Source organism: Halomonas campaniensis (assembly GCF_002211105.1).
GTDB classification, from domain to species: domain Bacteria; phylum Pseudomonadota; class Gammaproteobacteria; order Pseudomonadales; family Halomonadaceae; genus Vreelandella; species Vreelandella campaniensis_A.
Genome location: NZ_JPUA01000034.1, coordinates 20,787 through 42,962, shown reverse-complemented (window position 1 = coordinate 42,962; position 22,176 = coordinate 20,787). Strand labels below are relative to the sequence as shown.

The following is a 22,176-nucleotide window of genomic DNA, read 5'->3' as shown; positions in this document are numbered from 1 at the left end:
TTATGTAGTATTTTTACATAACGCCACTTTTGTCTTTGGTTACCACGTTCACATATAACAAACGGATCGCCCTATGTTTCAGCTCACTCGTAGTGTTACCTGGCAGGCACTTGATCGCCTGCGCGACAAAACCGCCAACGACCGCATTCGTGACTATTTCACCAATGACCCGCAGCGCTTTGAGAAAATGAGTTTACGGGTGGGCGGTCTGTTTCTTGACTACTCCAAGCACCACGTCTCCGATGAAGTGCTTACCAAGCTGATTGAGCTAGCCGACCACTCCGCCCTGGTACAGCGCCGGGCACAGATGTTCTCGGGCGATATTATCAACGTGACGGAAAACCGCCCGGTACTGCATACGGCGCTGCGCCACTTAGGCGATGAGCCGGTCTATGTAGACGGCGAAGACGTCATGCCGGAAATCACCCGCACCCGGGAGCAGATTAAGCTGTTTTCAGAAGCAGTGCGCAGCGGTGAATGGAAAGGCTACAGCGGCAAACGCATTAAAGACGTGGTCAATATCGGTATCGGCGGATCTGACCTTGGGCCCAATATGGCGGTGCGTGCGCTGCTCAAATACCGCCACCCGGAGCTGCACTTCCACTTCGTCTCCAACGTGGACGGCACTCATATTCAAAAGGTGCTTTCGCGCCTCGACCCGGCGACTACGCTGTTTATCGTTTCCACCAAGACCTTCTCTACCCAGGAGACGCTGCTCAACGCTAAAACTGCGCGGCGCTGGTTTCTGGAGAACGCTGGCGAAGACGCCGACGTGGGCGCGCACTTTATTGCCGCCTCCACTAACCGCAAAGCGGCCATGGAGTTCGGCATTCGCGAAGAGAACGTGTTCGAGTTCTGGGCCTGGGTGGGCGGCCGTTACTCCATGTGGTCATCCATCGGGCTGCCGATTGCGCTTTCCATCGGCTTTGAAGGCTTTATCGAGCTGCTGGAAGGTGCCCACGAAATGGATAACCACTTCATCAACGCGCCCTTCTCACAAAACATGCCGGTACTGATGGCGCTGATTGGTATTTGGTACATCAACTTTATTGGCGCCGAAACTCAAGCCATCGTGCCCTACGATCAGGCGCTGAACCAACTGCCTTCGTTTTTGCAGCAGCTGGATATGGAGTCTAACGGTAAGTCGGTGGATATTTTCGGCCACCCGGTGAACTACAAAACCGGCCCGATTGTGTGGGGCCAAACCGGCTCCAACGGCCAGCACGCCTTCTTCCAGTTGCTGCACCAGGGCACCCGCTACGTGCCAATTGATTTTATTGCCTCGCTCAAGCCCGAGCCCGGCGTTGAAGACCACCACTTCGCACTGCTCACCAATATGCTCGCCCAGGCCAACGCCTTTATGGAAGGCAGCCAAGGGGATAGCAAAGAGCTAAGCCAACACGATCCCTACAGCTGCCCCGGCAACCGCCCTTCCAGCACCCTACTGCTCGATGAGCTAACGCCGAAAAACCTGGGCGCGCTGATTGCGCTCTACGAGCACAAAGTGTTTGTTCAGGGCGTGATCTGGAACATCAACTCGTTTGACCAGTGGGGTGTGCAGCTTGGCAAACGCATCGCCGGTGAAATCAGCGAACGCATCGACACCAACGCCGCTGACTTCGACGCTTCCACTCAAGGCCTGCTGGAACTGGTGCGTGCGCACTTCCCCAATGGGGGCAGCGGCGAAAAGGAAAGCGCGCCCGCCAGTGCAGAGAAGAAGCCAGCACGGAAGAAGCGTTGAACGGATAGATTGTTAAATTGATAGAAAAGCAACGCCTTGGTTTGAAAGAACCAAGGCGTTGCTTTTTGCATGAGAGTCAGAACGAACTTTCTACCGCTTGTGGTAGACGTACTGATCATTGGATGTCCCAGTACATAATATGTTGAGGTCCCGCAGCCCCACCCAGATATTGCTCACCTGTCTCATGAAAGCCCGCGTTTTGGTAACAGGTGTATGCCGCTGGGTTCTTACAGTTTACGGTTAGATAGATGCGGGGGTAGTTCGCATAGTTTTCTTTTAGATAGGGAAACAGTGCTTTTACCGCCGAAGTTCCGAGCCCTCTGCCCTGCTGCTTGGCGTCAATAAGAAACGCGCGTAAGCCTATGCTGCCTTTAGTGCAAAAATCATAGTCATCAGCGTAGGCTATATCGATTTTGAAGCACCCTACCATCTGTTCATCGTGTTTAATCACATGCAGATGGGTAGCCTCGTTTTTATCAGCAAGAAACTCCTTAGCAGTTCCCACAAACTTCACTTGATCATCGTGTACTGTGATACTGCGCAGCACGGGGATATCCGATGCATTAAGTTTTTCTAGCTTGGTCATTTAACACTCGTTTATCTGTTTACATAGAGATCGCTTAGCCAGCAGTGCTGTGAAAGCAGCGGCAAGGCAAGCTAAATCTTCAATAGAGATAAGACTGCAACTGCAATGGATATTTACCATGGTCTACAAACCACCACCTGCATACTTAACCTTTTTATATAGCTTACCCATAGAGTTAGCCCCTACTATCAATCCCAAGCTGATGACGATAACAAACAGCGAACCATAGGCAATAATGCCACTCCAGGCCCACTGACTAATCGTTATGCCTAGGTGTTGAACGAATAGGTAAACGCCTATCAAAAAGCTACCTGCTCGCACCAAGCCTGCCTCACGAATATTTACGCTTGACTCTGCGGCAGAACCACCATGGATTTTATTAGCTAACGCTCGTGCTGAAAACCAGAGTACAACGCCCGTTACCATAGGTATCAATACCCATGCTATTAAAACAGGCAGCCATTCGTTTATTGACGTATCCGAGCCCGGGCTAAACAGCATCGGTGACACCGATATAAGAGGGTTCAACGCAAGGTAAATTGCCAATACACGTATTAGTAGGACGGAGAAAGGTGTCATTTAATTTCCTGGATCTATAGCTGTGTTTCAGAACGTCCGTTGATATTTTCTTTAGCTAATTCGATGACCGCATGCCCAAGTTGAACCAAAGTGGCGAAATTGGGTGTGGTTTGTGGCTTTAAAGAACGATATGCACTAGTACGGCTTTTGATACCTGCTTTGGCAATGACCTGGCTATGCCCGAACTGCTCCACGTAGGAACGAATAGCAGCCTGTAAAATGTCGGGACGGCCTTCCTGCATAGAGTCCCAAGAGGCTTGCTTAATAACGTCTTCCATTTCCTGCACGTTGAAGTTAGTAGCTGCTGTTTTCTGCACGCCCTTTGTCGCTGCACGCAAAGTGGCCGCTGAAAGCTCGTTCCCACGCCAGTTGAGCGAGCCATCCGCGGTTAGTGAAAACTTTTGGAAGTCTTTAATTGCTGAAAAAGGTGCCTTGCTAAAATAGTCTGATAGATCAGCAATGCCATGAAAACCATCGTTAAAAACCAGTTCAAGCTTATATGGCCCAACCAAATCCACATCAATAATTTTTAACATATGTCACCTAACTTGCCTGGGTTTTCACCTTTTACTGCTTTCTGCCACATATGCATTAGCTGCTCACGATGCTCAGCAATGTGGTTTTCAGCCCGCTTACGTTGCTTATTGGGCAAATATCCCTCCAAGCACTCACCTGACTCAATCGCGATTATCAATTCATAGCCACCATATTTCACGTGCAGGTGGGGAAGCTTGTGCTGCTTGTTATCAAAAAAATACATACAAAATGAAAGCCCTAGCAGAGCATCAATCTCTGGCATGAGCACCTCTTGAATTACACCCTGAAGGCAGAGTAGCACCGTATCTTAAAAGAGACAAAAACAATCATCATATTTCCACCTCCTCCGGAATCAGCGCCAGCAGATCGGTGACACCGATATCTACACCAGCTTGGGAGAACAAAGTAGATACCTGCCCACGGTGGTGGGTTTGGTGATTAAAGAAGTGAACGATCAGGCTTGAGTAGCTCCGTTTTGAGGCCACTCCTTTTGTGTTGTGGTAACTCAGTGCGGTGCTCAAATCGTCGTCGGTCAGCGCTGCTACCCAATTAATAATCACGGTATCGAGCCATTGGCGATGCGCTTTCAATCCCTTCAAGTCATCAAAAAGAATCTGGTCAAGACTGGCTGGCGTAGGTAGTGCCACCATTACCTCAAGCGTCCGTGCGGAAGAAGAAGCGTGTGTGGCAAACCGTTTGAGCCAAATCGTGTCGGCTACCGCGATGTGGTTCAGTGTGCCAAAAATCGAGCCGAAGAACGCGCCACGCTCTTCAGTCAGTTCAGAGTCGCTCAGCTTACCGGCGGCATCATAAAGTTTAGCGTTCATCCACTGGTTATAAGTGGCCAACTGTTCGAAGTGTTGTTGAAGTGTCATGAGTTAAGACCTTTCCTTGTCAAAAGCAGCATCCGTTTAGAACATTTGAAATACAGGCGAAAAACAGCGTTACCGCCCGCCTGCTACATCAATAAATGACCCCGTTACATAAGAGGCTTCGTCCGAGAGCAGCCAAGCGATGGTATTAGCCACTTCTTCAGCGCTACCGCCACGCTGCATAGGAATCTGAGGAGCTAAACGGTCAACCCGCCCTGGCTCGCCACCATCGGCATGCATATCAGTGTAGATAAAACCGGGCCGAACGGCGTTAACACGAATCTCCGAGGCAGCAACTTCGCGAGACAACCCCTTGGTTAGGGTGTCCATGGCACCTTTCGATGCAGCGTAGTCAACATACTCAAAGGGCGAGCCTGTTTGCGAGGCAAGCGATGAGACATTGACGATGGCACTACCTGGTGGGAAGCGCCTAATGGCTTCTCTGGAGCACAGAAAACAGCTAACTACATTACTATTAAGCACTTTGCTGAAGCGCTCAAGGTCGATATCGACCAGCTTGGATTGGGTAAACAGGATGCCTGCATTGTTAACCAAATGCGTCACCTTGCCAAAGCGCTCCTCTGCTGCATCAAACAGGCGGATAACGTCAGCTTCACTGCTAACATCCGCTTGATAAGCAAACGCTTGGCCACCGTTACGTACAATGGTATCAACCACGTTATTCGCGCGATCCCTGTTCGCAAGATAGTTGACGCACACTGCATAGTCTTTTGCGCCTAGCAATTTTGCGGTGGCCGCTCCGATACCTCGGCTTCCCCCTGTCACGATGACCACTTTCGACATAACGTTTCCTCGCTAGCTCTTTAGTCACAAACCCACCTAGCAGATTAAACCCACGATAGTTCTTTGGGTAGCGTCCTTTTAGCTACGGCAAGTTAATTAATTGGCTGGCTATTGATTTCTTGCCTCCCCACAACTACTGTATATAAAATCATGTAAAAAGAGGTGAAACATGACATCTCTTGGAACGCCAAGCTCCTATAAGGGTCGCGGGGCAACCTATGACCCACACAACCGTTTTGCGCCAAGCCACAGCGTGGCGGAAGATGATGGCTGGTGGCGGGAAGAGGCCTCTACGACTATCGCAACAGAAGTATGTGAGGAAGTAAGCAAAAGCGCGCTCTCCTGGAACAAATCGCCGGATTTACCCTTTGACCGCTCACTGAACCCGTATCGCGGCTGCGAGCACGGCTGTGTTTACTGCTATGCCCGCCCCTCCCACGCCTACTGGGACTTATCACCAGGGTTGGATTTTGAAACCAAGCTAATTGCCCGCAGCGGTTTAGTGGAGCGGTTAACCGAAGAGCTTTGCAATCCCAACTACGTCTGCCGTCCTATTAACCTATCCGGCAACACCGACTGCTATCAGCCGTTAGAAGCCACCTACCAAACCACGCGCCGCCTACTGGAATTGCTGCTGGAGTGTCGCCATCCGGTAACGCTGGTAACTAAAAGCACCTTAGTTCTGCGCGATTTAGAACTCCTGGCGGAAATGGCCGAGCACCGACTGGTGCGCGTATTTGTCAGTTTGACCAGCCTGGATGCCAACTTGAAACGCACATTAGAGCCACGGGCGGCATCACCTCAGGCGCGCTTGCGGGCGATTCGTGAACTGAATACTGCAGGCATCCCAGTGGGCGCACTGATTTCGCCGGTGATTCCAGGGCTAACTGATCATGAAATCGAAAAGCTCTTGGAAGCCGCCAGCCGTGCAGGAGCGCGAACCGCCGCCTGGATGCTGCTTCGCTTACCCTATGAAGTGGCGCCTCTATTTGAAGCCTGGTTAGAAGCCCACTACCCGGAGCGCGCGGCGAAAGTGATGAGCCTAATGCGTCAGTGCCGTGGCGGTAAGGCGTACGATGCCAAGTTTGGTAAGCGCTTTCGCGGTGAAGGGGTGTTTGCCGATTTAATTGCGCAACGCTTTGCCCGCGCCAGCCGCCAGTGGAACATGCAGGATCGCACCGAGCAGGGCTTGAACACCCGGGATTTTCGCCCGCCACGAGCGCAGCAGGATTTATTCATTTAAGCTAAGCGTCACATACATCCATTAGCTGCAAAGGAACCCGAATGCCCGCGCTTAGCAAAACTAAATCGAGTTTTTACCGCCGCTTATACGTCGCCCATTTGATCGAACAAGGTGTCGCCAGCGTGCCTGCGTTAATTGAGGCCACCGGTATGCCCCGGCGCACCGCCCAGGATACGATCGCTTCCCTGGCCGAGTTGGATATCGAGTGTGTCTTTAGCAAAGATGACGGCGAGCGACACAACATTGGCCGCTACCAAATACGTAATTGGGGCGCGATAGATCCACACTGGGTGGCGACAAATGCAGAGCGCCTTAAACAGGCACTTGGCTATGCCATTTAGCTCTCTTCATTTAGTGAGCCCTCGTAATCCGGCTCAGCCCAGGCTAATCGTGCAGCGTTGAAGGTAACCGTCAGCGAGCTTGCGGCCATGGCGAGCACCGCGATTAGCGGGGGTATTGCCATCACGACCACCAAACCGAGCGCCAGCGTGTTATACAGCGCCGAAAAGAACAGGTTCTGCACCATGATGCGCCGGGTGCGTTGGGCAATGCCAAGCAGTTTCACTACCCCGCCAATTCCTGGTGTCATAAGCTGGGCTGCGGCCCCCTCACGGGCGGCCTCGCTGGCACTCAGTGGCGCGATGCCCACATCTGCCGCAGCCAGACTCAAGGTATCGTTTAAGCCATCCCCCACGTAGAGCGCTGGCGATGGCAGCCCTTGCAACAGCCGCGCTTTGGCTTCCGGCGAGCGCTGGGCATAGCAAGCTTCTCTTCCTAACCCCACCCGCTCCCCTAACCAACTCACGGCCCCCTGCCGATCACCGCTGATCATCGCTATCACATACCCTGACGCAAGCAGATGTTTTACGCTGGGCTCGGCATCTTTCACCGGTTGATCAATAAGATAGAGCGTGGCTAGCCAACCTGCCTCATCGGCGATCATCACTTGAGAAGCAAAGGCCAGCGCTGCGTCTTCCGCTTGGGCAGGCAGTGCTATCTGTTGACTAGCGAGCCAAGCGGCGCGGCCCACCGTGAGCCACTCACCGCTTTTGAGTTGCACGCGGCGCCCTTCCCCCGGAGTGTTGGTAACCTGCAGGTAAGGCTCAGGGCGCCGATCGCTTTGACTGCCTGACCAGTTCGCCAGCGCTTGTGCTAAAGGGTGCTCGCTGCCAGCAACGGCGGCCCAGAGTTTGCGCTGCAGGGTGGGTTCATCAACACCTTCCCGTGCTGCCCAATGAAGCACCGTATGGCTACCGATGGTCAGGGTGCCGGTTTTATCCAGTGCGACCGAGCGAATACGTGCCAGGGTTTCAAGCGCGGCGGGGTCGCGCAGTGCAATTCCTTGCTGCATAGCCTGACCGCTCCCTGCCAGGCTTGCCAGCGGCACCGCAAGCCCGACGGCGCAGGGGCATGCCACGACTAATACGGAAAGCGCGCGCACCAAGGCATCTTCCCAACCCAACCCGAATAACAGCGCAGTGGGCAGTGTCAGTAACGCGAGCCCTAGTGCTAGCGGGCTTAGCCAAGCGGCAAAACGATCAGCGAGCTTCTGCAGTTCACCTTTTTTGGCCTGATAGCGGCGCATTTCATCACACAGCCGATCCAACCGCCGCTGGCCTACCCCTGCACTGACCTGCATAACAATAGGCGTGGTACCCAGATAACGGCAGCCCGCGTATATCGTCTGCCCTGCTTGAAAATGTCGCGGCACGCTTTCCCCAGTCAGTGAGGCGGTGTCGATCCAACCGGGCGCTTCAAGGGTGCCGTCGAGAGCCACCAATCCACCGGGTGCTAGCTTGATACGCACTCCCTTTGCCACTTCTTCTGCGGGGAGAGATAGCCACCTTTCGCCTTGCCAAACTGTAACGTTGTCGTCTGGCAGCGCCAGGGCATCGAGCGCTTTTAACCCCCGATGGCGGCACAGCGTTTCCACCAACCGCCCAACCAGCAAAAGCACAATCAGCATCACCGCGGTGTCGAAATAGACCTCTACTGAACCGCGCCATAGTAGCCAAATCGAGACCATCACCGCGCCGATAACACCCAGGCTGACCAGCACATCCATACCGGGGCGCTTGGCGAGCAGTGTGCGCCACCCAGCCCGGTAAAACGGCACGCCGGCGAACAGTACAACGGGCAGTGAAAACGCCCCTGAAACCCAAGCGACTACCTGCTCAATCTGCACGCTTGGCAGCGCACCGGCGTAGATCAGTAGAGAAGCCAGCATCGTCCACATGCCGAACAACGAGCCGACCATCAGTCTAAGCGTCAGGTAGCGACTCTCCTCTTCTAGACGCGCATGGGCGTCCGCCACCGGCTCAAGCTCCGTCAGTCGGTAGCCCAGACGCTTAACCTTTGCAGCGAGATTCGAGAGCTGGGTCACGGCAGGCGTGCCGCTGATGCAAAGCGTTGCGCTTGGGTAGTGCACGCTAACCTCACGCACCCCTTCAAGCCGCTTCAGCGAGCCCTCCACGGCTAGGGCGCAACTGGTGCACCACATACCTTGGAGGGTATACAGCTTTTCCACGTTGGCGTCAGACATGCCACTCACAGACAAGGCGGAATGCCGATGATCGGCATTGCCGCAAACACAACGCCTAAGGTAGAGAAAAGATACAGCCCAGCGGACACCGATGCATTAAAGCGCAGCCGCCCGACCTGGCGCTTGGCTATCCGGCAGCAGCCCACTGTTAACGCCGCCAGTAGCGCAATTGCCAGGATACTGACGACAAGCAGCATGGCATTCACCAGGTTAAAAACCCCTTGCTCGGGAGCAGGCGGCGCGACTGCACAGGCGACCGCATGCCCACCATAAACCGCCACAAACCAGATACACCACAGCGTTAGGCCAATGACGAAATGCAAGGGATGGGTAAGATGTAAGCGCTGCATCGTGAAGGACATTAACTTAGCTCCCTATCACACGCGGCAACACGGCAAGCGCGCCCACGAGTATCCAGAACGTCACCAGGTTATAGCGCCACCACTGGGCAACCACGGCGGGCTCGAAAGGCGCATGGGCACCCACATAGCCATAACCCACCCGCAGGCCCTGAAGTAGGGTAAGTACTGCGCCTAAACCACCGTGTAACAGCGCATAGGCCAGCCCGACCATAATGATCGCATCATGGGAGGTCTCGGTCACCGCCAGGTCTGCACTCAGCAGCACCCACAGCGTTATCGCTACCTGCACAAAGCCTAGGGCACTGATGCAATACAAGCCGATTGCCAAGCCCGTATCCTTACCCTGGCGCAAACCGCGCACCAGTTTTTCGAGAATTACCACGCCAGCGGTTAGCGCCACCCCGGCAAGGCTCAGTCCCGTTAAGGAGAGCGGTGAGGTGTCGGGCATCCGCCACTCGGGGGACACAGTCCACAAGTAGAACCAGCCAAACAGGTAAGAGAGGAAGAACGAACCATTGGCGAGCAGCGTGATCGACATGGCCCAAAGGCCGGGGCCATCCAGGGTGCGCGAGTGCAGCGGCGGATCGCCGGGGGCAACCTCCGCATCCGGCGCGGCTTTGGGATGCGCCCCGTTCTCCCACGACCAGCGCAGCAGAAATAGCCCCGCAATAATCACCGCAACGCCCGCCAAAGGATAAAGGCGCGTTAGCAGGCTAATACAGACGACCGCCAGCGCCATGGCAGCAAACAGCGGCCACCATGAGTTACCTGGCAGGTGAATGATTTCACGCACTTTGCCGGTTATCGGGTCGCTGCCCCACATTTCCCGGCGGCCATGAGTCGCCACCGCCAGGCTATGCTGCCCTTCTGCCATGGTGCGCGGCAGATCGGGATTATCCCATAGTGGGTGGCGCGTCTCGATCTTTGGCAGACTGACAAAGTTATAAGCGCTAGGCGGCATACTGTTGGCCCACTCCAGGGTGTCCGCGTTCCAGGGGTTGTGCTTAGCGGGTTTGCCAAAACGGAAATGCAGCGCAAAATCGAGCAGCACCATGGCAATCCCCGCCGACATAATAAAGCTACTCATGGACGAGAGCAGGTTGAAAATATCCCAGCCCATGCCCGTTTCATAGGAGTAAACCCGCCGTGGCATACCCAGCAGGCCTGTCCAGTGCATGATCAGGAAGGTGCCATTAAAGCCCAAGAAGGTCAGCCAAAAGCCCCATTTGCCCAGGGTTTCAGACGGCATCCGCCCTGAGAACAGCGGCAGCCAGTAGTAGAGCCCGGCGATCAGGGGGAAGAACATTCCGCCAACCAACACATAGTGCATATGCGCTACGACAAAGTGGGTGTCGTGCACCTGCCAGTTAAACGGCACTAGCGCAAGCATCACCCCGGTTAAGCCGCCACACACAAAGATAATCAGAAAGCCCATGATCCACAGCATCGGCAGCTTCATCTTGGGCTTCCCCAGCCATAGCGTGGCCAGCCACACAAACACCTGAATCGCCGTGGGCACCGCCACCAGCATACTGGCGGCGGAGAAGAACGCTTGGGCCAGTTGAGGGATGCCCACGGTAAACATGTGGTGAACCCAAAGCCCAAAACTTATAAAGCCTGTCACGGCAATAGCAAACACTACCCAGCCGTAGCCAACAATCGGTCGGCCAGCAAACACCGGTATCAGCGTGGAGACAATGCCCGCCGCGGGCAGAAAAATGATGTAAACCTCAGGATGGCCGAACAGCCAAAAGAGGTGTTGCCAAAGAACCGGGTCACCGCCACCCGCCACTTCAAAAAAAGGCATTCCTACTGCGCGCTCAAGCTCCAGTAGAATACTGCCCAGAATCAGCGGCGGGAAGCCGACCACGATCATCAGCGCCATGGCGAGGATATACCAGGCAAATAGCGGCATTTTGTGCAGCACCATACCCTGGGTGCGGGTACGCAGTATTGAAACCACCAGTTCAACCCCGGCAGAGAGCGCGGAGATCTCAACAAAGGTAATCCCCAGCAGCCAGAAATCCGAGCCCAACCCGGGTGAGTATTCGCTGCTGCTCAGCGGGGTATACATAAACCAGCCGCTATTCGGCGCCATCTCCAGCACTAAACTAAACGACAAAATAATGCCGCCAAACAGGTAGCACCAGTAGCCCAGCGACGTTAGCCGGGGGCAGACCAGATCCCGGGCACCGATCATCTTTGGGATCATATAAATCGCCAACCCTTCCAGCATGGGGATGGCGAACAGGAACATCATCACCGTGCCATGCATGGTGGTGACCTGGCTATAGATATCCGGCGACATAAAGTCTTGATCAGGCAGCGCCAACTGGGTGCGCACCAGCATTGCCAACAGGCCACCAACCAAGAAGAACACCATGCCGGTGACCATAAACCGTAGGCCGAGCGTGGTGTGGTTAACAATGGTGAGGGCTTTCAAGCCACGCGGGTTACCCCATATCTCGTGCAAGTCACTGTGCAGTTGATGGGGGCCTTTGATGTTATCGCCTTCGGGGGTCGCTTCACGGTTGATAGTGGTCATGGGGTGAGCGTCTCCAGCCAAGCACCCAGGCTCTCCAAGGTGGCCGTCTCAATATCATCGTGGGGCGGCATTTTGTTGCCCGGCTTTAAATCTTGATGGCGCTGTAGCCAGCGGGTTACCGCCCCCTCCTCCATGGCCATAATCCCCGCTCCCAGACTTGTCCGGCTGCCAAGATCAGACAGATCCGGCCCCTCCCCACCCGAGGAGAGCCCCGCTATCCGATGGCAGCTCGCGCAATGGGTCATAAAGGCCTCCCTGGCCGGTTCATGCTGTTGGTCGTTTTCCGCTAGCGCCGATAGCTCGTCAATTTGACGATTAGCCAGCCAAGCCTCGTACTCGTCGCGCGCGACGGCTTCTACATAGAGCTGCATTTGGGCATGCTGGGCACCGCAAAACTCGGCACACTGAGCGCCAAATACCGCCGGTTCATCCGCTTCCAAGCGGATCTTATTAACCCGCCCAGGAATCATATCGATCTTTCCGCCCAGGCGAGGCACCCAGAAGGCGTGAATAACGTCCGCGCCGGTAACGTGAAAATCGACCGGTTCTCCCGCAGGCATAATGAGCTGATTAGAGGTCACCACCTCGCCTCCTTCAGCGCCTGGGTAGCGCACTTCCCACCACCACTGATGGCCAATCACCTCAATCACCTCCGGCGGCTCTCCCAGTGGCAACGCTAAAAGTCGCTGTCCAGTGGGCACCCCGAAGGCCAGCAGCGCGGTAATACTCGCCACCGGCAGCACAATGCCCCCGCCAATAATCCAGCGGCGGGCTATTTTTCGCTCCTCCGCAGGGGTACGCGTTACTTCTTTGCGCTTGAAGGTATACAGCCAAAAAGCCGTGACCAGCACTAAAACCACGGTGCCAAAACTCAGCATTACCCACCAGATCATCGCCACGTCTCGCGCGGCCTGACCTGCCGGGTCTAGAATAGACTTATCCCCTGCGCAACCGGCTAGCAATAGGCTGGCTAACATCGCTAGCGGTGTGCCAAGCGATTTGACCCTCTGCAGCGTTAAGCGTTGAATACATAGGCTCATCCCTTGAATGACTTTTTCTGCCCACAGGAAGTGACCATGGCAAAACCTCGTCAACGCTCGATTAAAAGCCGCGCCTCCCTCGCCGGCCATCCGCTTCATCCCGTGATGATCCACTTTCCCGTCGCGGCCCTGATGGCGCTGGTGGCAAGCGATATCGGTTACCTCCTGAGCGGCGATCCGTTCTGGTTGCGCGCTAGCTTGTGGCTGGCAGGCGTCGGTGCTTTCGGCGGCTGGATTGCAAGCACGGCTGGGATTATCGATCTGGTCACTGTACCGCGCATTCGCCGTCTGATAACCGGCTGGAGCCACGCCATCGTCGCGGTGGTGATGCTCTCGTTGGCGTCGCTGAACTGGCTGCTGCGCTTCAACGACCCCAGCGCAATTCTGCCCTGGGGTTTGGCCGTATCGCTGGTCACTGCTGCGTTGATCGCCCTGGCAGGCTGGCTGGGCGGCCAACTGGTCTATGAGCACGCGGTGGGGGTCGAGGTTGAGGATTAAAGATTGATAAGACATGGTGTTAGCTCCAATCCAGCGGTTTTGCTAACACAAACCCCAGCACGCTTAGAATGCCTGCCATGGCTAAACAGAGCGCTGTCCAGTTGGCAGGCTTAACCCAGCGATAGTGGCCCATCTCAAGACGCAGGATTAACCAGCCGAAACAACCATGGGCGGCGACCATAGCGACCACGGCACCCAGTTTTAAGATCAGCCAACCACCCAGCAAGCCATGGATAAGAAACAGCAGGGTGCCAGAGGCAATCGCGATCAATGCAGCGGGGGTAGCAATGGAGTTATAAAAAAACCGCGGCATGGGCGGTGTGCCCTGGGCGAAGCCCGCGTCTTTGCGCAGCTGTAGCGCCTGACTGAGCAAAGCAGGCAGATAAAGCAGGGAACCGCACCAGATCACTAGCGCGGCAATGTGAAGCAGTTTTAGCCAGGGCATTGGGGCTTCCTTGCGTTGCATAAGGCGGGATCACATCACCCCCTAACCTTAGTCAAAACCCCCTCATCTGGCTAGCCGGTTAACACACTTGTATCTCGTAACCCGTGAATTTGCGTAGATTTATCACACCGCTATCGAGGATCAAATACTGCCCTTTGACGCCTTGCAGCACGCCTTCTACCAGTGGCTGCTTATCAAAGTTATGCGACACCACTTTTTTGGGAAAAACGCTGACGGGGTAGTGAAAATGTTGCGCAGGCTGTTCCAACAAACGGATAGCATCCGAACCATGAGTCTCGCGCAGTTGGTTCAATCCATCGGCTAGCAGGGTCAACAAACGATCCCGCTCGGCACTTATATCCATGGTTTCGACGTCGCCTTTGAGCATCGCCCGCCAGTTGGTGCGGTCGGCCACCTGCTGTTTAAACAGCATCTCGACAAACCCGGACTGCTGACGGGTATCCACTTCAAGAATCGGCAGCGCCTGAATCGCGCCTTGATCCAACCAGCGGGTAGGCATTTGGGTTTTGCGGGTGATGCCTACTTTAAGCCCCGATGAGTTAGCCAAATAGACGATATGGGGCTGGAAACAGTGTCGCTCGCCCCACTCCGGCTCACGGCAAGTACCTTGGAAAAAGTGACAGGTTTCCGGCTTCATAATGCAGGTATCGCACTGGGCTAGCCGCTTGAAGCAGGGGTAACAGTGGCCCTGGGCAAAGCTCTTCTTGGTTGCTCGCCCGCAGTGGGTACAGGCAATTGCTCCCGTCCAACGCAGGCTGAGCGGCTCACCAATCCGCTCGTTAAGCGCGATACGGTGTTCACCCGCGCGCAAGTGGTAAATCACCGGTTGATCTTGGCAGCTAGGCAAAGTCGCCGCCATTTTGCTTAAACAGCCCTGTACTGAAAAGCCCGGTACTGCTGCTTCAATCACGCGTGGCATCCCGTGCCAAGCCGGCCATCTCAGGCGTCACCCCGGCACCACTCGCTGCCGCCCCACAGGTACGCTGCTCCAAGTAGCCTACGCGGTTCTCTTCTGGCACGTTGTTCTCCACCTCAAAACGCATGACGGCTTCCAGGCAGAGCTCGGTCTGTTCCGGCGTCAAGCGGCGACCGTCGGGCCATTTGCGCAGCGATACCGCCTGTTTAAGGCTTTCGTAAATCGCCGGGGTCATCTGGTTGATCATTTTTTCAAACGTCATTTCGCTCATTGCAGGCCTCTTAACGGTTTTTCAAACGGCGGGATGAATAATACCAGCCTGTGACAAGCCCCACGAGTAGACCGCCCAAATGTGCTTCATTAGCGACATTGCCAAAGCCAACGCTGCCTGCCATATCGGTCATGGTGAACACCATCCAGCCGAGCATAAAGACCACCAGCATTTGGGGGACGAAGAAACCACTCCGTGGTACCCGGCGAGACATCAACCAGACATGCGCCAGTAAGGCGTAAACGACGCCTGACATGCCGCCAAATAGGACGGTACCGGTTGCGTACTGCGCCACATTAGCGCCAATGCCCGCCACAACAAGCAGCAGTAGCATGGTTCGGCTGCCCTGCAGGGCCTCGACCTGGCGGCCGAAATACCACACCCACATCAAATTGAAGATTAAATGCATCCAGCCAAAGTGTAGAAAAGCGGGCGATAACAAGCGCCATACTTGGCCTGAGGTCAGCGTTTGGGTCAGATTGCCGAACACCAGCTCGCCACCCGAAATACCTATCGGCACGATGGTTAAAGTGACGATCAACTGGTCGCCAAAAACAGCAATCAGTGCAAATATCACTAGGCTAATAACAATCATCAGCGCCGTCACCGGCACTTGTTTTAGCGATGCCAAGGAGTTGGTCATGGTGCGCGGGTGCTGAGTAGCCTGCTGAAGCACCAGGGGTTCGCCCCGCTGCCAGCGCTCCAGCAGTGCTTTAAGTTCATTAAGCTGGCGTGGGTCGGCGATCCATAGCAGTTGGCCGTCGGCCTCATCGGTAATGCGGTGACCAATGCGATGGCGCCATAGCGCCTGGCGCAGTTCGCTGGTATCCACGTGATCGGGCAGAAGCATCACTGGATGCATAACATCCCCCTAATCAAAGCGCTTGCGGCATGCTGACCGCAGCGGATAGCTATTGAAGGTAACGACTGAAATGAACCCTACGGCGGCCAACAAACAGGCAAAAAAAACCGGCGGTGTAAACCGCCGGAGAATAAAAGCAAGGGATCATTCAAGGGAACACTTACTCTGATAGCCGACAGCAGGGTTAGTTCAGCTGTTTTGAAAAAAATATGTAATTTTATGTAATCAAAAGAAACGTTTGTTATCACCGCAATTAATCAAAATCGATTTCCCAGGGTTTAGGCAGCGCCCGCTCCTCTTTTGGCACTTTAATCCAGACAAAATGATCGGCATTTAAGACCGATTCACCACTCCAACGATAAGCCACTAAACGCCCATATTTGACGGCGCTATAGTCCAGGCAGGCAATATTATTAGTCGGCAGTGCTGGTATGCCTTCACACCAGTAGTGACCGATAAACAGCGGCGGCTGTTCTGGCCCGTAGTAGCTCAGTTTCTGGCGCTCTTGGTCGGTCAATTCACGGGATTCAAGATCACCAGGCAAATTATCCGGCTGGAAGACCACATCGCCCCACTGCTTTGGTGCCTCAGCCCAGAAGTGAGCGCGAAAACTTTTCCGCGTAAAGCCATCACCGGAGTGTATCGCAATACCTTCAGGCAGTGAGACATGGGGGCCGCGAGTGAGGCGATCCAGGATCCTAAACGCCTGAGTGGAGGCGTCGGTGGACTCGACCAGAAACTGCGTGTCCATGCAGGCGTCTGGACGGCGCTGCTTAAGCTCTTCAATCAGCGCCTCATCCCAGCAGGCATGCACCACGCGGATACCATCGATTTCCAGACACAGTGGGATGGTTTTAAACCACGCCAGGGTATCCTCCCACTCGTTGGTATAGTCGCGATACTGTTCTAGAGTGTCTTGAATAATCCGATTATGTCGCGGCGTATGCTCGCGCAACCAGCGTTTATGGCTACCGGCAGGCCCAGGATGGGTATACGCCAGAGCGTTATACTCGTGATTACCCATAACAATATACGCTTCGCCCTGCTCGACCATTCGCCGGGCAATGGTCACTGCCAGGCGGATTCTCGGGCCACGATCAATCAAATCACCGAGGAAAATTACTTTGCGCCGGGGGTGGCGATAGACGCCGTTGCGCTGGTGGTAGCCCAGTTTTTCCAGTAGTGCGGCCAGCGTAGCGCCGCAGCCGTGGACATCCCCAATAAGGTCGTAGCCCTCCATACTCAATCCCCCAGCCGATTGCTCCAGCCTAATTTGCTGCGCAGCACTTCGTAGAAATTATGGCCGATGGGATGCACCAGTTGGATTCGCTCGGGCTTGCGGGTAATCACCAACACATCGTTGGGTTTGGCCACCGCTCGGGTCTGTCCATCGCAGCTGATATGTGGATAGGATTGATTGGTTTCGCCAATGTGAATACGTATTTCGCTGGCGGCATCGATCACAATGGGACGACTCGACAACGTATGGGGGAACATTGGCACCAGCGTCACCACATCCAGCTTGGGGTGCATGATGGGCCCGCCACCAGAGAGCGCGTAGGCCGTAGAGCCGGTGGGCGTAGCAACGATCAAGCCATCGCTGCGCTGGCTATAGACAAACTGACCATCAATGAACAGCTCAAACTCTATCATGCGCACCGCTTTGCCAGGGTGCAGCACGACTTCGTTCAAGGCATCGCCATTACCCACGGCCACGCCATTACGGTAGAGCACGGTATCGAGTAAAAAGCGCTGTTCGACCTCAAACTCCCCCGCCAGCACTTCGCTGACGCGGGTTTCCAATTCATCCGGAGAAATATCGGTAAGAAACCCCAGGCGGCCCCGATTAACGCCCAGAATCAGCGTACCGCTGCGACATAGGGCACGTGCGGCACCCAGCAAGCTGCCATCGCCGCCTACCACAATCACCAAGTCGCACAACTCACCCAGCATGCGGCGGCTGGCTTCGGGCTGGCCATGGCCTGGTAACACGGTGGCAGTGCGATCTTCTATCAACACCGCATAGTCATGGGCAATAAGATAGGTCACCAGGCGCTGAAGGGAGTCGACCACTTTGTCGCTCCCCAGCCGACCAATCAGCCCGATCGTTTTAAAGGGCCTACCTGATTGATCGCTGGAGCGGGATACACTCCCTGGCTTAGCGTCTGGTGATAAAGTGTTGCTCATGGGCCGACTCTCGCTAACGTAAGGCGCCATTATGGGGACACCTTAGCTATCGGGCAAATAGGCTTAGCTAACGGCCACTTGACGGCGCTGACACCACCAGTGGTTGAGCCATAAAGAGGCGGCCATAATAACGGCCCCCAACAGCAAACGCGGAATATCCGCATCGCGGTTCCAGATCACTAAATTGACGATTAAGCCTGCCGGAACCAGCGCATTGTTCATAATCGCCAGCGTGCCAGCATCCACTTTGGTGGCCCCCTGGTTCCAGGCAAAATAGCCGACGCCAGACGCGACCAGCCCCAACCATGCAAGGACGCCCCACTGCAGTGAGGTGGTTGGCAGTGCCGCGCTGTTGCCAAACAGCAAATAGGCGGGTAGAGCCACGACCATCGCGCCAATAAAGAACCAGCCAAACACGTTATGCCATGCCAGTGTGGGCGGTAGGCCAGCGGCTAGACGACGATAGCCCACCTGGCCAAGCGCGAAACAGAGGTTGGCCCCCTGCACCACTAAAAAACCTGCCCAGAAGCCGCTATCAACCCCGTCATAGCGAATAACCCCTGCCCCAACTACCGCGAGTAGCGCGGTGACAAGATAGATCGGTGTAAAACGCCCAAACAGCAGGTCATCCAGCAACGCGATATAAATAGGCGTAAAAATAGTGAATAGCAGGACTTCAGGTACCGACAGCAGCAGAAAAGATTGGTAGAAGAAGGTGTACATTACCCCCAGCTGTATGGCGCCCAATCCCATTAGCGCCAGCCGCTGCTTACCACGCAGCAGGCCAGGACGTAGAAATGGCAAGAACACCAGCATGGCAAGCGTTACCCGCAGAAGCACAGCAAAGTAGCTGTCGACCTGGCCCGCCAAGTAGACACCTATCAGAGAAAAGGAGAACGCCCATAGCGCCGTGACGCCAATCAGATAACCCATCGTAAACCTCAATCCATTATTTAGTTTACGCGGATTATACGCACTTGAAGGGGACTGCCAAGCAGTAAACGCCTTTAGGAGGCGTTAGTTAACGCCGCTGCAACCACCAAACCGCATACACAGCGCCAGGCAGCCATCCTGCTAGCGTGAGCAGCACAGCTAAACTTACGCGCTTGCCTCCCCCCAGGGTTAAACCCACCGCCAGCGGTGGCAGGAGTATTGCCAGCGCATAATAGGCAAGCTTTAACGCGCCAGGCTCTGGTACAGCTTGCTCTGCTTGCTGCCCTGGGGCCGCTTTGGATGGTTCGACCTGGGCAGTCGCTGATTCCGCTTTAGGTGGCGGTGTGAAGTGCTCCACAGTGCTGGAAGCGGTCTCATTTGAAGCTTTTGCGGCCCGCTCTTGGGCAAGCCGATGGGCCTCTTTATCAATTTTCTGCTCCAGGGATTCCGCCCCTTCAGCAAGGTCATCGTGGTGGCGCTCCCAATCTTCCCAATCGTGGGGCGTCCCCGATTTTGGCCGTTGGTGCCCGGCTCCCCGTGCCCGCTCCCAGGCTTTCTCTTCCAAGGTATTCGGCCGATCAGGGTCTCGGTCAAGCCCCACCCCTTTGCGGTTTAAGTACTCACGTGCATCCATGGGTGGCTCCTCAATGCGCTAATTTGTGGTGCATTTAACTGGTTAGAAAATTAACGTCCTAGAAAATTCAGTACTTACAGCGTTGAATAAAGATGCCTTGCAGGCTGAACACTGCGTTTTAAATCACCTACAGTGAAAGAGTCGCTGCTACTTTAGCACTTAGACCCAATCGCTTTGCTGGCGATACCCTGTTTGCCATTGCGATGAATAAGATGAGCAAGGAGTGTCCATGATGAATAGAGCAACCCCCAGCACTGTCCGCGATATTATGTCCCGGGATTGCTACCGTTTCTCACCCAACGCCTCGGTCACCACCTTGGCTAAAGGGCTGGCACTGCACCGCTTGCCCGGCGCACCGGTAGTGGATGATACCGATCGATTAATTGGCTTTATTTCAGAGCAAGATGTCATGGGCCGTGTGCTGGACAGTATTTACCATGATGACGAAGCACCCTTGGTAAAAGAGATGATGCGCCACGAAGTGCTCAGTGTCTCTCCCAATAAAAGCATAACCGACCTGGCCCAGGAGATGCTGGGCTCAAAACCTAAAGTCTATCCGGTGGTTGAGCAGCAGCGGTTGGTAGGAATCGTGACACGACGTGATATCCTGATAGCGCTATTAGCTATTCGCCGCCATTAGCAGGGTTGTTAACGCTCAAGGCAAGCTTTTGACAGAAAAAATCTTTAGCAAAAAAAACCGCTACTCAGGGAGTAGCGGAAGCAAGGGATCAAAACAATAGAGCCAGGACAACAACTTTAGCGACTGCTATCGCGATGTTGCCTGTACATACTCAGACACGCTGTGAAGTAAAAGTTCGCAAAAAAGTAAAATTTTCGACCCTAGCGGCGTCAAGCGTATAATAACGTAGCTATTTATTAACGGATGACGCCCAGGAGCAGAGCGAATGGCGCTGTATTTATTAGTGTTTGGAGTCTGCTTACTCGTAATTGGTGCAGTAATGTTGGTGCTGATGACGTCAAGCACCCCACGCTATCGCACTGAGCCCAAAGATTTACTGGCGGTGTTTGATAAGGCGCTCAACAGCCAAGTGAGCGAAACCGAGTGGAACGCGATAATCGGTTACCCCATTCGACACAACGAGTACTTGGACAATATTAGACGTCGCGCAGCGCACTTAATGGAGCAGCACGGCCGACGTTGGATGATTGCCCAAGGTAAGCCACTGCTCAATCCAGAGGGACAGGCAGAACTCCAGGCTCTTCGCGACCACTTGTCTGCCCACACTGCCCTCCGCCAGCAGTAGCTATTGCAATTTAAAGGCGTATTGCGGTTCAGGCGAACGACTGCAATGAACCTAATGCAATTCAGGAGAAGTGCATGCCCAGTACCATTCGACAAATACCGCTAGCCAGCGCTACCCATCACCATACCCATGATTTTCATCAAATTGTGATTACGCTGTGCGGCTCATCAGAATTTGAAATTGAAGGATTGGGCGGGCGAGTCAATGCTTTTTCAGGCTGTATCGTGCCCGCTAACCACGAGCACTACTACTCAGGTTGCGGCCATAACCGGCAATTAATTTTCGACCTTCCAGAAGATGCCCCCGCGCTAACCGGTGAGAACCGAGCGCTGGTAGCCCTGTTTGACGCTCCACGCTTTTTTGGCCTGGATAATGCGCTGCGCCACTACCTAGCGTTTATGCAAAGCGAACTTGCTCAAGGGTTTGATACGTCGTCTAACTCCTTTCAGCAAGACCGCTTAGCCGCCACACTGCTGGGCTCACTTAAGGCGCGCTTGGGTACTGCCGCCAGCAGTGCTCAGCAGCGCCTGGATTTGACGCGCATTAACCGCTTTATTCGCCAGCACCTCGCTGAGGATCTGCGCGTTGCCGATCTAGCGCGGCTAGCCTGTCTAAGCGAAGCGCACTTTTCTGACTGCTTCCGCGCTCAAACGGGGCTTTCGCCCTGGCAGTACGTAAAACGCCAACGTCTGCATGCCGCCCGACAGTTGATCCTGCAAAGCCGCCTGCCCCTCACTGATATTGCGATTCAAACCGGCTTTGCCAACCAAAGCGCACTCTCTCATGCATTTCGTCGCAGTTACGGATTATCGCCACGCAAATTGCGCCAAGCGGATGCACCCTCGGTAGCCATTAACCCATCAAATGCTGCGCTAGGGACAGTGCAAGCCAACAAAAGCTCTACTAAAGTCGTATAATTGCTGATCTTGCCGCGGAATTGACACGTTTTGCCGTGGAATCAACATACACCAGAGATGATGGCACTCTACATTCGCTTATTTGCTTGGGCGTCATGCCCTGTTACCCACTTGCTCTGTACCTAAAACGTTTCGTGACTGAGAAAACCAATACCAATAACACCGCTGCATTAGGCGGAAACGCGTCGCTGCTGGCGCTTGGGGATGAGTAAGCCACTCATCAACATCATTAACCTGAACTTCTGAACAGGAAACTAACTTATGGTCGACAATAATATAGGGATCACTGCTTACAAAGGTACCAACAAGCTCTCTGACTTGATGATGGGCAGAGGCTCGTTTGACCTTCTGACGTGAATAAACAACAGGGGCAATA

The 22,176-nt window shown here is 54.6% G+C and carries 25 protein-coding genes and 1 pseudogene; 8 read left to right on the top strand and 18 right to left on the bottom strand.

Annotated elements, in window-relative coordinates:
* The first annotated feature begins 73 nt into the window (after positions 1–73).
* Positions 74–1,741: a glucose-6-phosphate isomerase gene (gene pgi / locus JI62_RS12710; protein ID WP_088700517.1), complete on the top strand. Its 1,668-nt coding sequence runs from the start codon at positions 74–76 to the stop codon at positions 1,739–1,741.
* A 115-nt stretch (positions 1,742–1,856) separates the two neighbouring features.
* Here the strand turns inward: pgi and JI62_RS12705 are convergent, their stop codons facing one another.
* The 6 genes from JI62_RS12705 to JI62_RS12680 form a co-directional block, all read right to left on the bottom strand.
* Complete coding sequence (locus JI62_RS12705) at positions 1,857–2,327, bottom strand: GNAT family N-acetyltransferase (protein ID WP_088700516.1); 471 nt, start codon at positions 2,325–2,327, stop codon at positions 1,857–1,859.
* A 123-nt stretch (positions 2,328–2,450) separates the two neighbouring features.
* Entirely contained in the window at positions 2,451–2,906 is a 456-nt protein-coding gene (locus JI62_RS12700; RefSeq protein ID WP_088700515.1) for a hypothetical protein, read from the bottom strand.
* Positions 2,907–2,920: 14 nt separating this feature from the next.
* Positions 2,921–3,442 (bottom strand): type II toxin-antitoxin system antitoxin DhiA, encoded by a 522-nt coding sequence (dhiA, locus tag JI62_RS12695; RefSeq protein WP_088700514.1) that lies wholly within the window; start codon positions 3,440–3,442, stop codon positions 2,921–2,923.
* Positions 3,436–3,705 (bottom strand): type II toxin-antitoxin system toxin DhiT, encoded by a 270-nt coding sequence (dhiT, locus tag JI62_RS12690; protein ID WP_170938551.1) that lies wholly within the window; start codon positions 3,703–3,705, stop codon positions 3,436–3,438. Before dhiT ends, dhiA begins: the two co-directional genes overlap by 7 nt.
* 67 nt (positions 3,706–3,772) lie before the next feature.
* Positions 3,773–4,318, bottom strand: coding sequence for a DinB family protein (locus JI62_RS12685; RefSeq protein ID WP_088700513.1), 546 nt, complete (start codon positions 4,316–4,318; stop codon positions 3,773–3,775).
* Between the two features lie 69 nt (positions 4,319–4,387).
* Positions 4,388–5,119, bottom strand: a complete 732-nt coding sequence (locus JI62_RS12680; protein WP_088700512.1) for an SDR family oxidoreductase — start codon at positions 5,117–5,119, stop codon at positions 4,388–4,390.
* Positions 5,120–5,288: 169 nt separating this feature from the next.
* Here JI62_RS12680 and JI62_RS12675 point away from each other — a divergent pair, with 169 nt between their 5' ends.
* Positions 5,289–6,362: a PA0069 family radical SAM protein gene (locus JI62_RS12675; protein WP_088700511.1), complete on the top strand. Its 1,074-nt coding sequence runs from the start codon at positions 5,289–5,291 to the stop codon at positions 6,360–6,362.
* 41 nt (positions 6,363–6,403) lie between these two features.
* Positions 6,404–6,703 (top strand): winged helix-turn-helix domain-containing protein, encoded by a 300-nt coding sequence (locus JI62_RS12670; RefSeq protein WP_088700510.1) that lies wholly within the window; start codon positions 6,404–6,406, stop codon positions 6,701–6,703.
* On the opposite strand, the gene JI62_RS12665 is transcribed toward JI62_RS12670, so the two are convergent.
* From JI62_RS12665 to coxB, 4 genes are read right to left on the bottom strand one after another with little or no spacing between them, the layout of a single operon-like run.
* Complete coding sequence (locus JI62_RS12665; RefSeq protein ID WP_240513234.1) at positions 6,700–8,904, bottom strand: heavy metal translocating P-type ATPase; 2,205 nt, start codon at positions 8,902–8,904, stop codon at positions 6,700–6,702. The two genes, JI62_RS12670 and JI62_RS12665, sit on opposite strands and share 4 nt — an antisense overlap.
* A gap of 5 nt (positions 8,905–8,909) precedes the next feature.
* Positions 8,910–9,266, bottom strand: coding sequence for a hypothetical protein (locus tag JI62_RS12660; RefSeq protein ID WP_088700509.1), 357 nt, complete (start codon positions 9,264–9,266; stop codon positions 8,910–8,912).
* A gap of 4 nt (positions 9,267–9,270) precedes the next feature.
* Positions 9,271–11,811 carry a cytochrome c oxidase subunit I gene (ctaD, locus tag JI62_RS12655; RefSeq protein WP_088700508.1) on the bottom strand — a complete coding sequence of 847 codons (2,541 nt, stop codon included), beginning with the start codon at positions 11,809–11,811 and terminating at the stop codon, positions 9,271–9,273.
* The gene (coxB, locus tag JI62_RS12650) at positions 11,808–12,851 is read right to left on the bottom strand and encodes a cytochrome c oxidase subunit II (RefSeq protein WP_088700507.1); all 1,044 of its coding nucleotides are present in this window, start codon (positions 12,849–12,851) and stop codon (positions 11,808–11,810) included. Before coxB ends, ctaD begins: the two co-directional genes overlap by 4 nt.
* Before the next feature lie 36 nt (positions 12,852–12,887).
* On the opposite strand from coxB, the gene JI62_RS12645 reads away from it, so the two are divergent.
* Positions 12,888–13,349 (top strand): DUF2231 domain-containing protein, encoded by a 462-nt coding sequence (locus JI62_RS12645; protein ID WP_035583470.1) that lies wholly within the window; start codon positions 12,888–12,890, stop codon positions 13,347–13,349.
* A 19-nt stretch (positions 13,350–13,368) separates the two neighbouring features.
* Here the strand turns inward: JI62_RS12645 and JI62_RS12640 are convergent, their stop codons facing one another.
* From JI62_RS12640 to JI62_RS12605, 8 genes are all read right to left on the bottom strand, one after another.
* A complete protein-coding gene (locus JI62_RS12640; protein ID WP_088700506.1) occupies positions 13,369–13,794 on the bottom strand; it encodes a CopD family protein in 426 nt (141 codons plus the stop codon).
* Positions 13,795–13,873: 79 nt separating this feature from the next.
* Positions 13,874–14,674 carry a DUF2797 domain-containing protein gene (locus tag JI62_RS12635; protein ID WP_170938578.1) on the bottom strand — a complete coding sequence of 267 codons (801 nt, stop codon included), beginning with the start codon at positions 14,672–14,674 and terminating at the stop codon, positions 13,874–13,876.
* 43 nt (positions 14,675–14,717) lie between these two features.
* Complete coding sequence (locus tag JI62_RS12630; RefSeq protein WP_088700504.1) at positions 14,718–15,002, bottom strand: YeaC family protein; 285 nt, start codon at positions 15,000–15,002, stop codon at positions 14,718–14,720.
* Positions 15,003–15,012: 10 nt separating this feature from the next.
* Positions 15,013–15,864: a rhomboid family intramembrane serine protease gene (locus JI62_RS12625; RefSeq protein WP_088700503.1), complete on the bottom strand. Its 852-nt coding sequence runs from the start codon at positions 15,862–15,864 to the stop codon at positions 15,013–15,015.
* A gap of 253 nt (positions 15,865–16,117) precedes the next feature.
* Positions 16,118–17,104 carry a metallophosphoesterase gene (locus JI62_RS12620; RefSeq protein ID WP_088700502.1) on the bottom strand — a complete coding sequence of 329 codons (987 nt, stop codon included), beginning with the start codon at positions 17,102–17,104 and terminating at the stop codon, positions 16,118–16,120.
* Positions 17,105–17,106: 2 nt separating this feature from the next.
* Positions 17,107–18,051 (bottom strand): NAD(+) kinase, encoded by a 945-nt coding sequence (locus JI62_RS12615; protein WP_088701320.1) that lies wholly within the window; start codon positions 18,049–18,051, stop codon positions 17,107–17,109.
* Between the two features lie 63 nt (positions 18,052–18,114).
* Complete coding sequence (locus JI62_RS12610; RefSeq protein WP_088700501.1) at positions 18,115–18,984, bottom strand: carboxylate/amino acid/amine transporter; 870 nt, start codon at positions 18,982–18,984, stop codon at positions 18,115–18,117.
* Between the two features lie 88 nt (positions 18,985–19,072).
* Positions 19,073–19,618 carry a YqaE/Pmp3 family membrane protein gene (locus JI62_RS12605; protein ID WP_088700500.1) on the bottom strand — a complete coding sequence of 182 codons (546 nt, stop codon included), beginning with the start codon at positions 19,616–19,618 and terminating at the stop codon, positions 19,073–19,075.
* A gap of 232 nt (positions 19,619–19,850) precedes the next feature.
* Here JI62_RS12605 and JI62_RS12600 point away from each other — a divergent pair, with 232 nt between their 5' ends.
* The 4 genes and pseudogenes from JI62_RS12600 to JI62_RS23220 all read left to right on the top strand — a co-directional run.
* A complete protein-coding gene (locus JI62_RS12600) occupies positions 19,851–20,258 on the top strand; it encodes a CBS domain-containing protein (protein ID WP_088701319.1) in 408 nt (135 codons plus the stop codon).
* A gap of 265 nt (positions 20,259–20,523) precedes the next feature.
* Positions 20,524–20,883, top strand: a complete 360-nt coding sequence (locus tag JI62_RS12595) for a hypothetical protein (protein ID WP_088700499.1) — start codon at positions 20,524–20,526, stop codon at positions 20,881–20,883.
* Positions 20,884–20,957: 74 nt separating this feature from the next.
* Positions 20,958–21,800, top strand: coding sequence for an AraC family transcriptional regulator (locus JI62_RS12590; RefSeq protein WP_088700498.1), 843 nt, complete (start codon positions 20,958–20,960; stop codon positions 21,798–21,800).
* A 119-nt stretch (positions 21,801–21,919) separates the two neighbouring features.
* Positions 21,920–22,012 (top strand): annotated as a pseudogene (locus tag JI62_RS23220) (1-pyrroline-5-carboxylate dehydrogenase); the annotation flags it as partial.
* Between the last annotated feature and the right edge of the window lie 164 nt (positions 22,013–22,176).

What these genes read in the sequence shown, in the direction of transcription:
- pgi (WP_088700517.1), top strand. Translation starts at nt 74, where the DNA reads ATGTTTCAGCTCACTCGTAGTGTTACCTGGCAGGCACTTGATCGCCTG.
- JI62_RS12670 (WP_088700510.1), top strand. Translation starts at nt 6,404, where the DNA reads ATGCCCGCGCTTAGCAAAACTAAATCGAGTTTTTACCGCCGCTTATAC.
- JI62_RS12680 (WP_088700512.1), bottom strand. Translation starts at nt 5,119, where the DNA reads ATGTCGAAAGTGGTCATCGTGACAGGGGGAAGCCGAGGTATCGGAGCG.
- JI62_RS12635 (WP_170938578.1), bottom strand. Translation starts at nt 14,674, where the DNA reads ATGGCGGCGACTTTGCCTAGCTGCCAAGATCAACCGGTGATTTACCAC.
- JI62_RS12610 (WP_088700501.1), bottom strand. Translation starts at nt 18,984, where the DNA reads ATGGGTTATCTGATTGGCGTCACGGCGCTATGGGCGTTCTCCTTTTCT.
- JI62_RS12605 (WP_088700500.1), bottom strand. Translation starts at nt 19,618, where the DNA reads ATGGATGCACGTGAGTACTTAAACCGCAAAGGGGTGGGGCTTGACCGA.
- coxB (WP_088700507.1), bottom strand. Translation starts at nt 12,851, where the DNA reads ATGAGCCTATGTATTCAACGCTTAACGCTGCAGAGGGTCAAATCGCTT.
- JI62_RS12620 (WP_088700502.1), bottom strand. Translation starts at nt 17,104, where the DNA reads ATGGAGGGCTACGACCTTATTGGGGATGTCCACGGCTGCGGCGCTACG.
- JI62_RS12675 (WP_088700511.1), top strand. Translation starts at nt 5,289, where the DNA reads ATGACATCTCTTGGAACGCCAAGCTCCTATAAGGGTCGCGGGGCAACC.
- JI62_RS12595 (WP_088700499.1), top strand. Translation starts at nt 20,524, where the DNA reads ATGGCGCTGTATTTATTAGTGTTTGGAGTCTGCTTACTCGTAATTGGT.
- JI62_RS12685 (WP_088700513.1), bottom strand. Translation starts at nt 4,318, where the DNA reads ATGACACTTCAACAACACTTCGAACAGTTGGCCACTTATAACCAGTGG.
- JI62_RS12590 (WP_088700498.1), top strand. Translation starts at nt 20,958, where the DNA reads ATGCCCAGTACCATTCGACAAATACCGCTAGCCAGCGCTACCCATCAC.
- JI62_RS12615 (WP_088701320.1), bottom strand. Translation starts at nt 18,051, where the DNA reads ATGAGCAACACTTTATCACCAGACGCTAAGCCAGGGAGTGTATCCCGC.
- JI62_RS12665 (WP_240513234.1), bottom strand. Translation starts at nt 8,904, where the DNA reads ATGTCTGACGCCAACGTGGAAAAGCTGTATACCCTCCAAGGTATGTGG.
- JI62_RS12600 (WP_088701319.1), top strand. Translation starts at nt 19,851, where the DNA reads ATGAATAGAGCAACCCCCAGCACTGTCCGCGATATTATGTCCCGGGAT.
- JI62_RS12625 (WP_088700503.1), bottom strand. Translation starts at nt 15,864, where the DNA reads ATGCATCCAGTGATGCTTCTGCCCGATCACGTGGATACCAGCGAACTG.
- JI62_RS12700 (WP_088700515.1), bottom strand. Translation starts at nt 2,906, where the DNA reads ATGACACCTTTCTCCGTCCTACTAATACGTGTATTGGCAATTTACCTT.
- JI62_RS12645 (WP_035583470.1), top strand. Translation starts at nt 12,888, where the DNA reads ATGGCAAAACCTCGTCAACGCTCGATTAAAAGCCGCGCCTCCCTCGCC.
- dhiA (WP_088700514.1), bottom strand. Translation starts at nt 3,442, where the DNA reads ATGTTAAAAATTATTGATGTGGATTTGGTTGGGCCATATAAGCTTGAA.
- JI62_RS12630 (WP_088700504.1), bottom strand. Translation starts at nt 15,002, where the DNA reads ATGAGCGAAATGACGTTTGAAAAAATGATCAACCAGATGACCCCGGCG.
- JI62_RS12705 (WP_088700516.1), bottom strand. Translation starts at nt 2,327, where the DNA reads ATGACCAAGCTAGAAAAACTTAATGCATCGGATATCCCCGTGCTGCGC.
- JI62_RS12660 (WP_088700509.1), bottom strand. Translation starts at nt 9,266, where the DNA reads ATGTCCTTCACGATGCAGCGCTTACATCTTACCCATCCCTTGCATTTC.
- dhiT (WP_170938551.1), bottom strand. Translation starts at nt 3,705, where the DNA reads ATGCCAGAGATTGATGCTCTGCTAGGGCTTTCATTTTGTATGTATTTT.
- JI62_RS12640 (WP_088700506.1), bottom strand. Translation starts at nt 13,794, where the DNA reads ATGCCCTGGCTAAAACTGCTTCACATTGCCGCGCTAGTGATCTGGTGC.
- ctaD (WP_088700508.1), bottom strand. Translation starts at nt 11,811, where the DNA reads ATGACCACTATCAACCGTGAAGCGACCCCCGAAGGCGATAACATCAAA.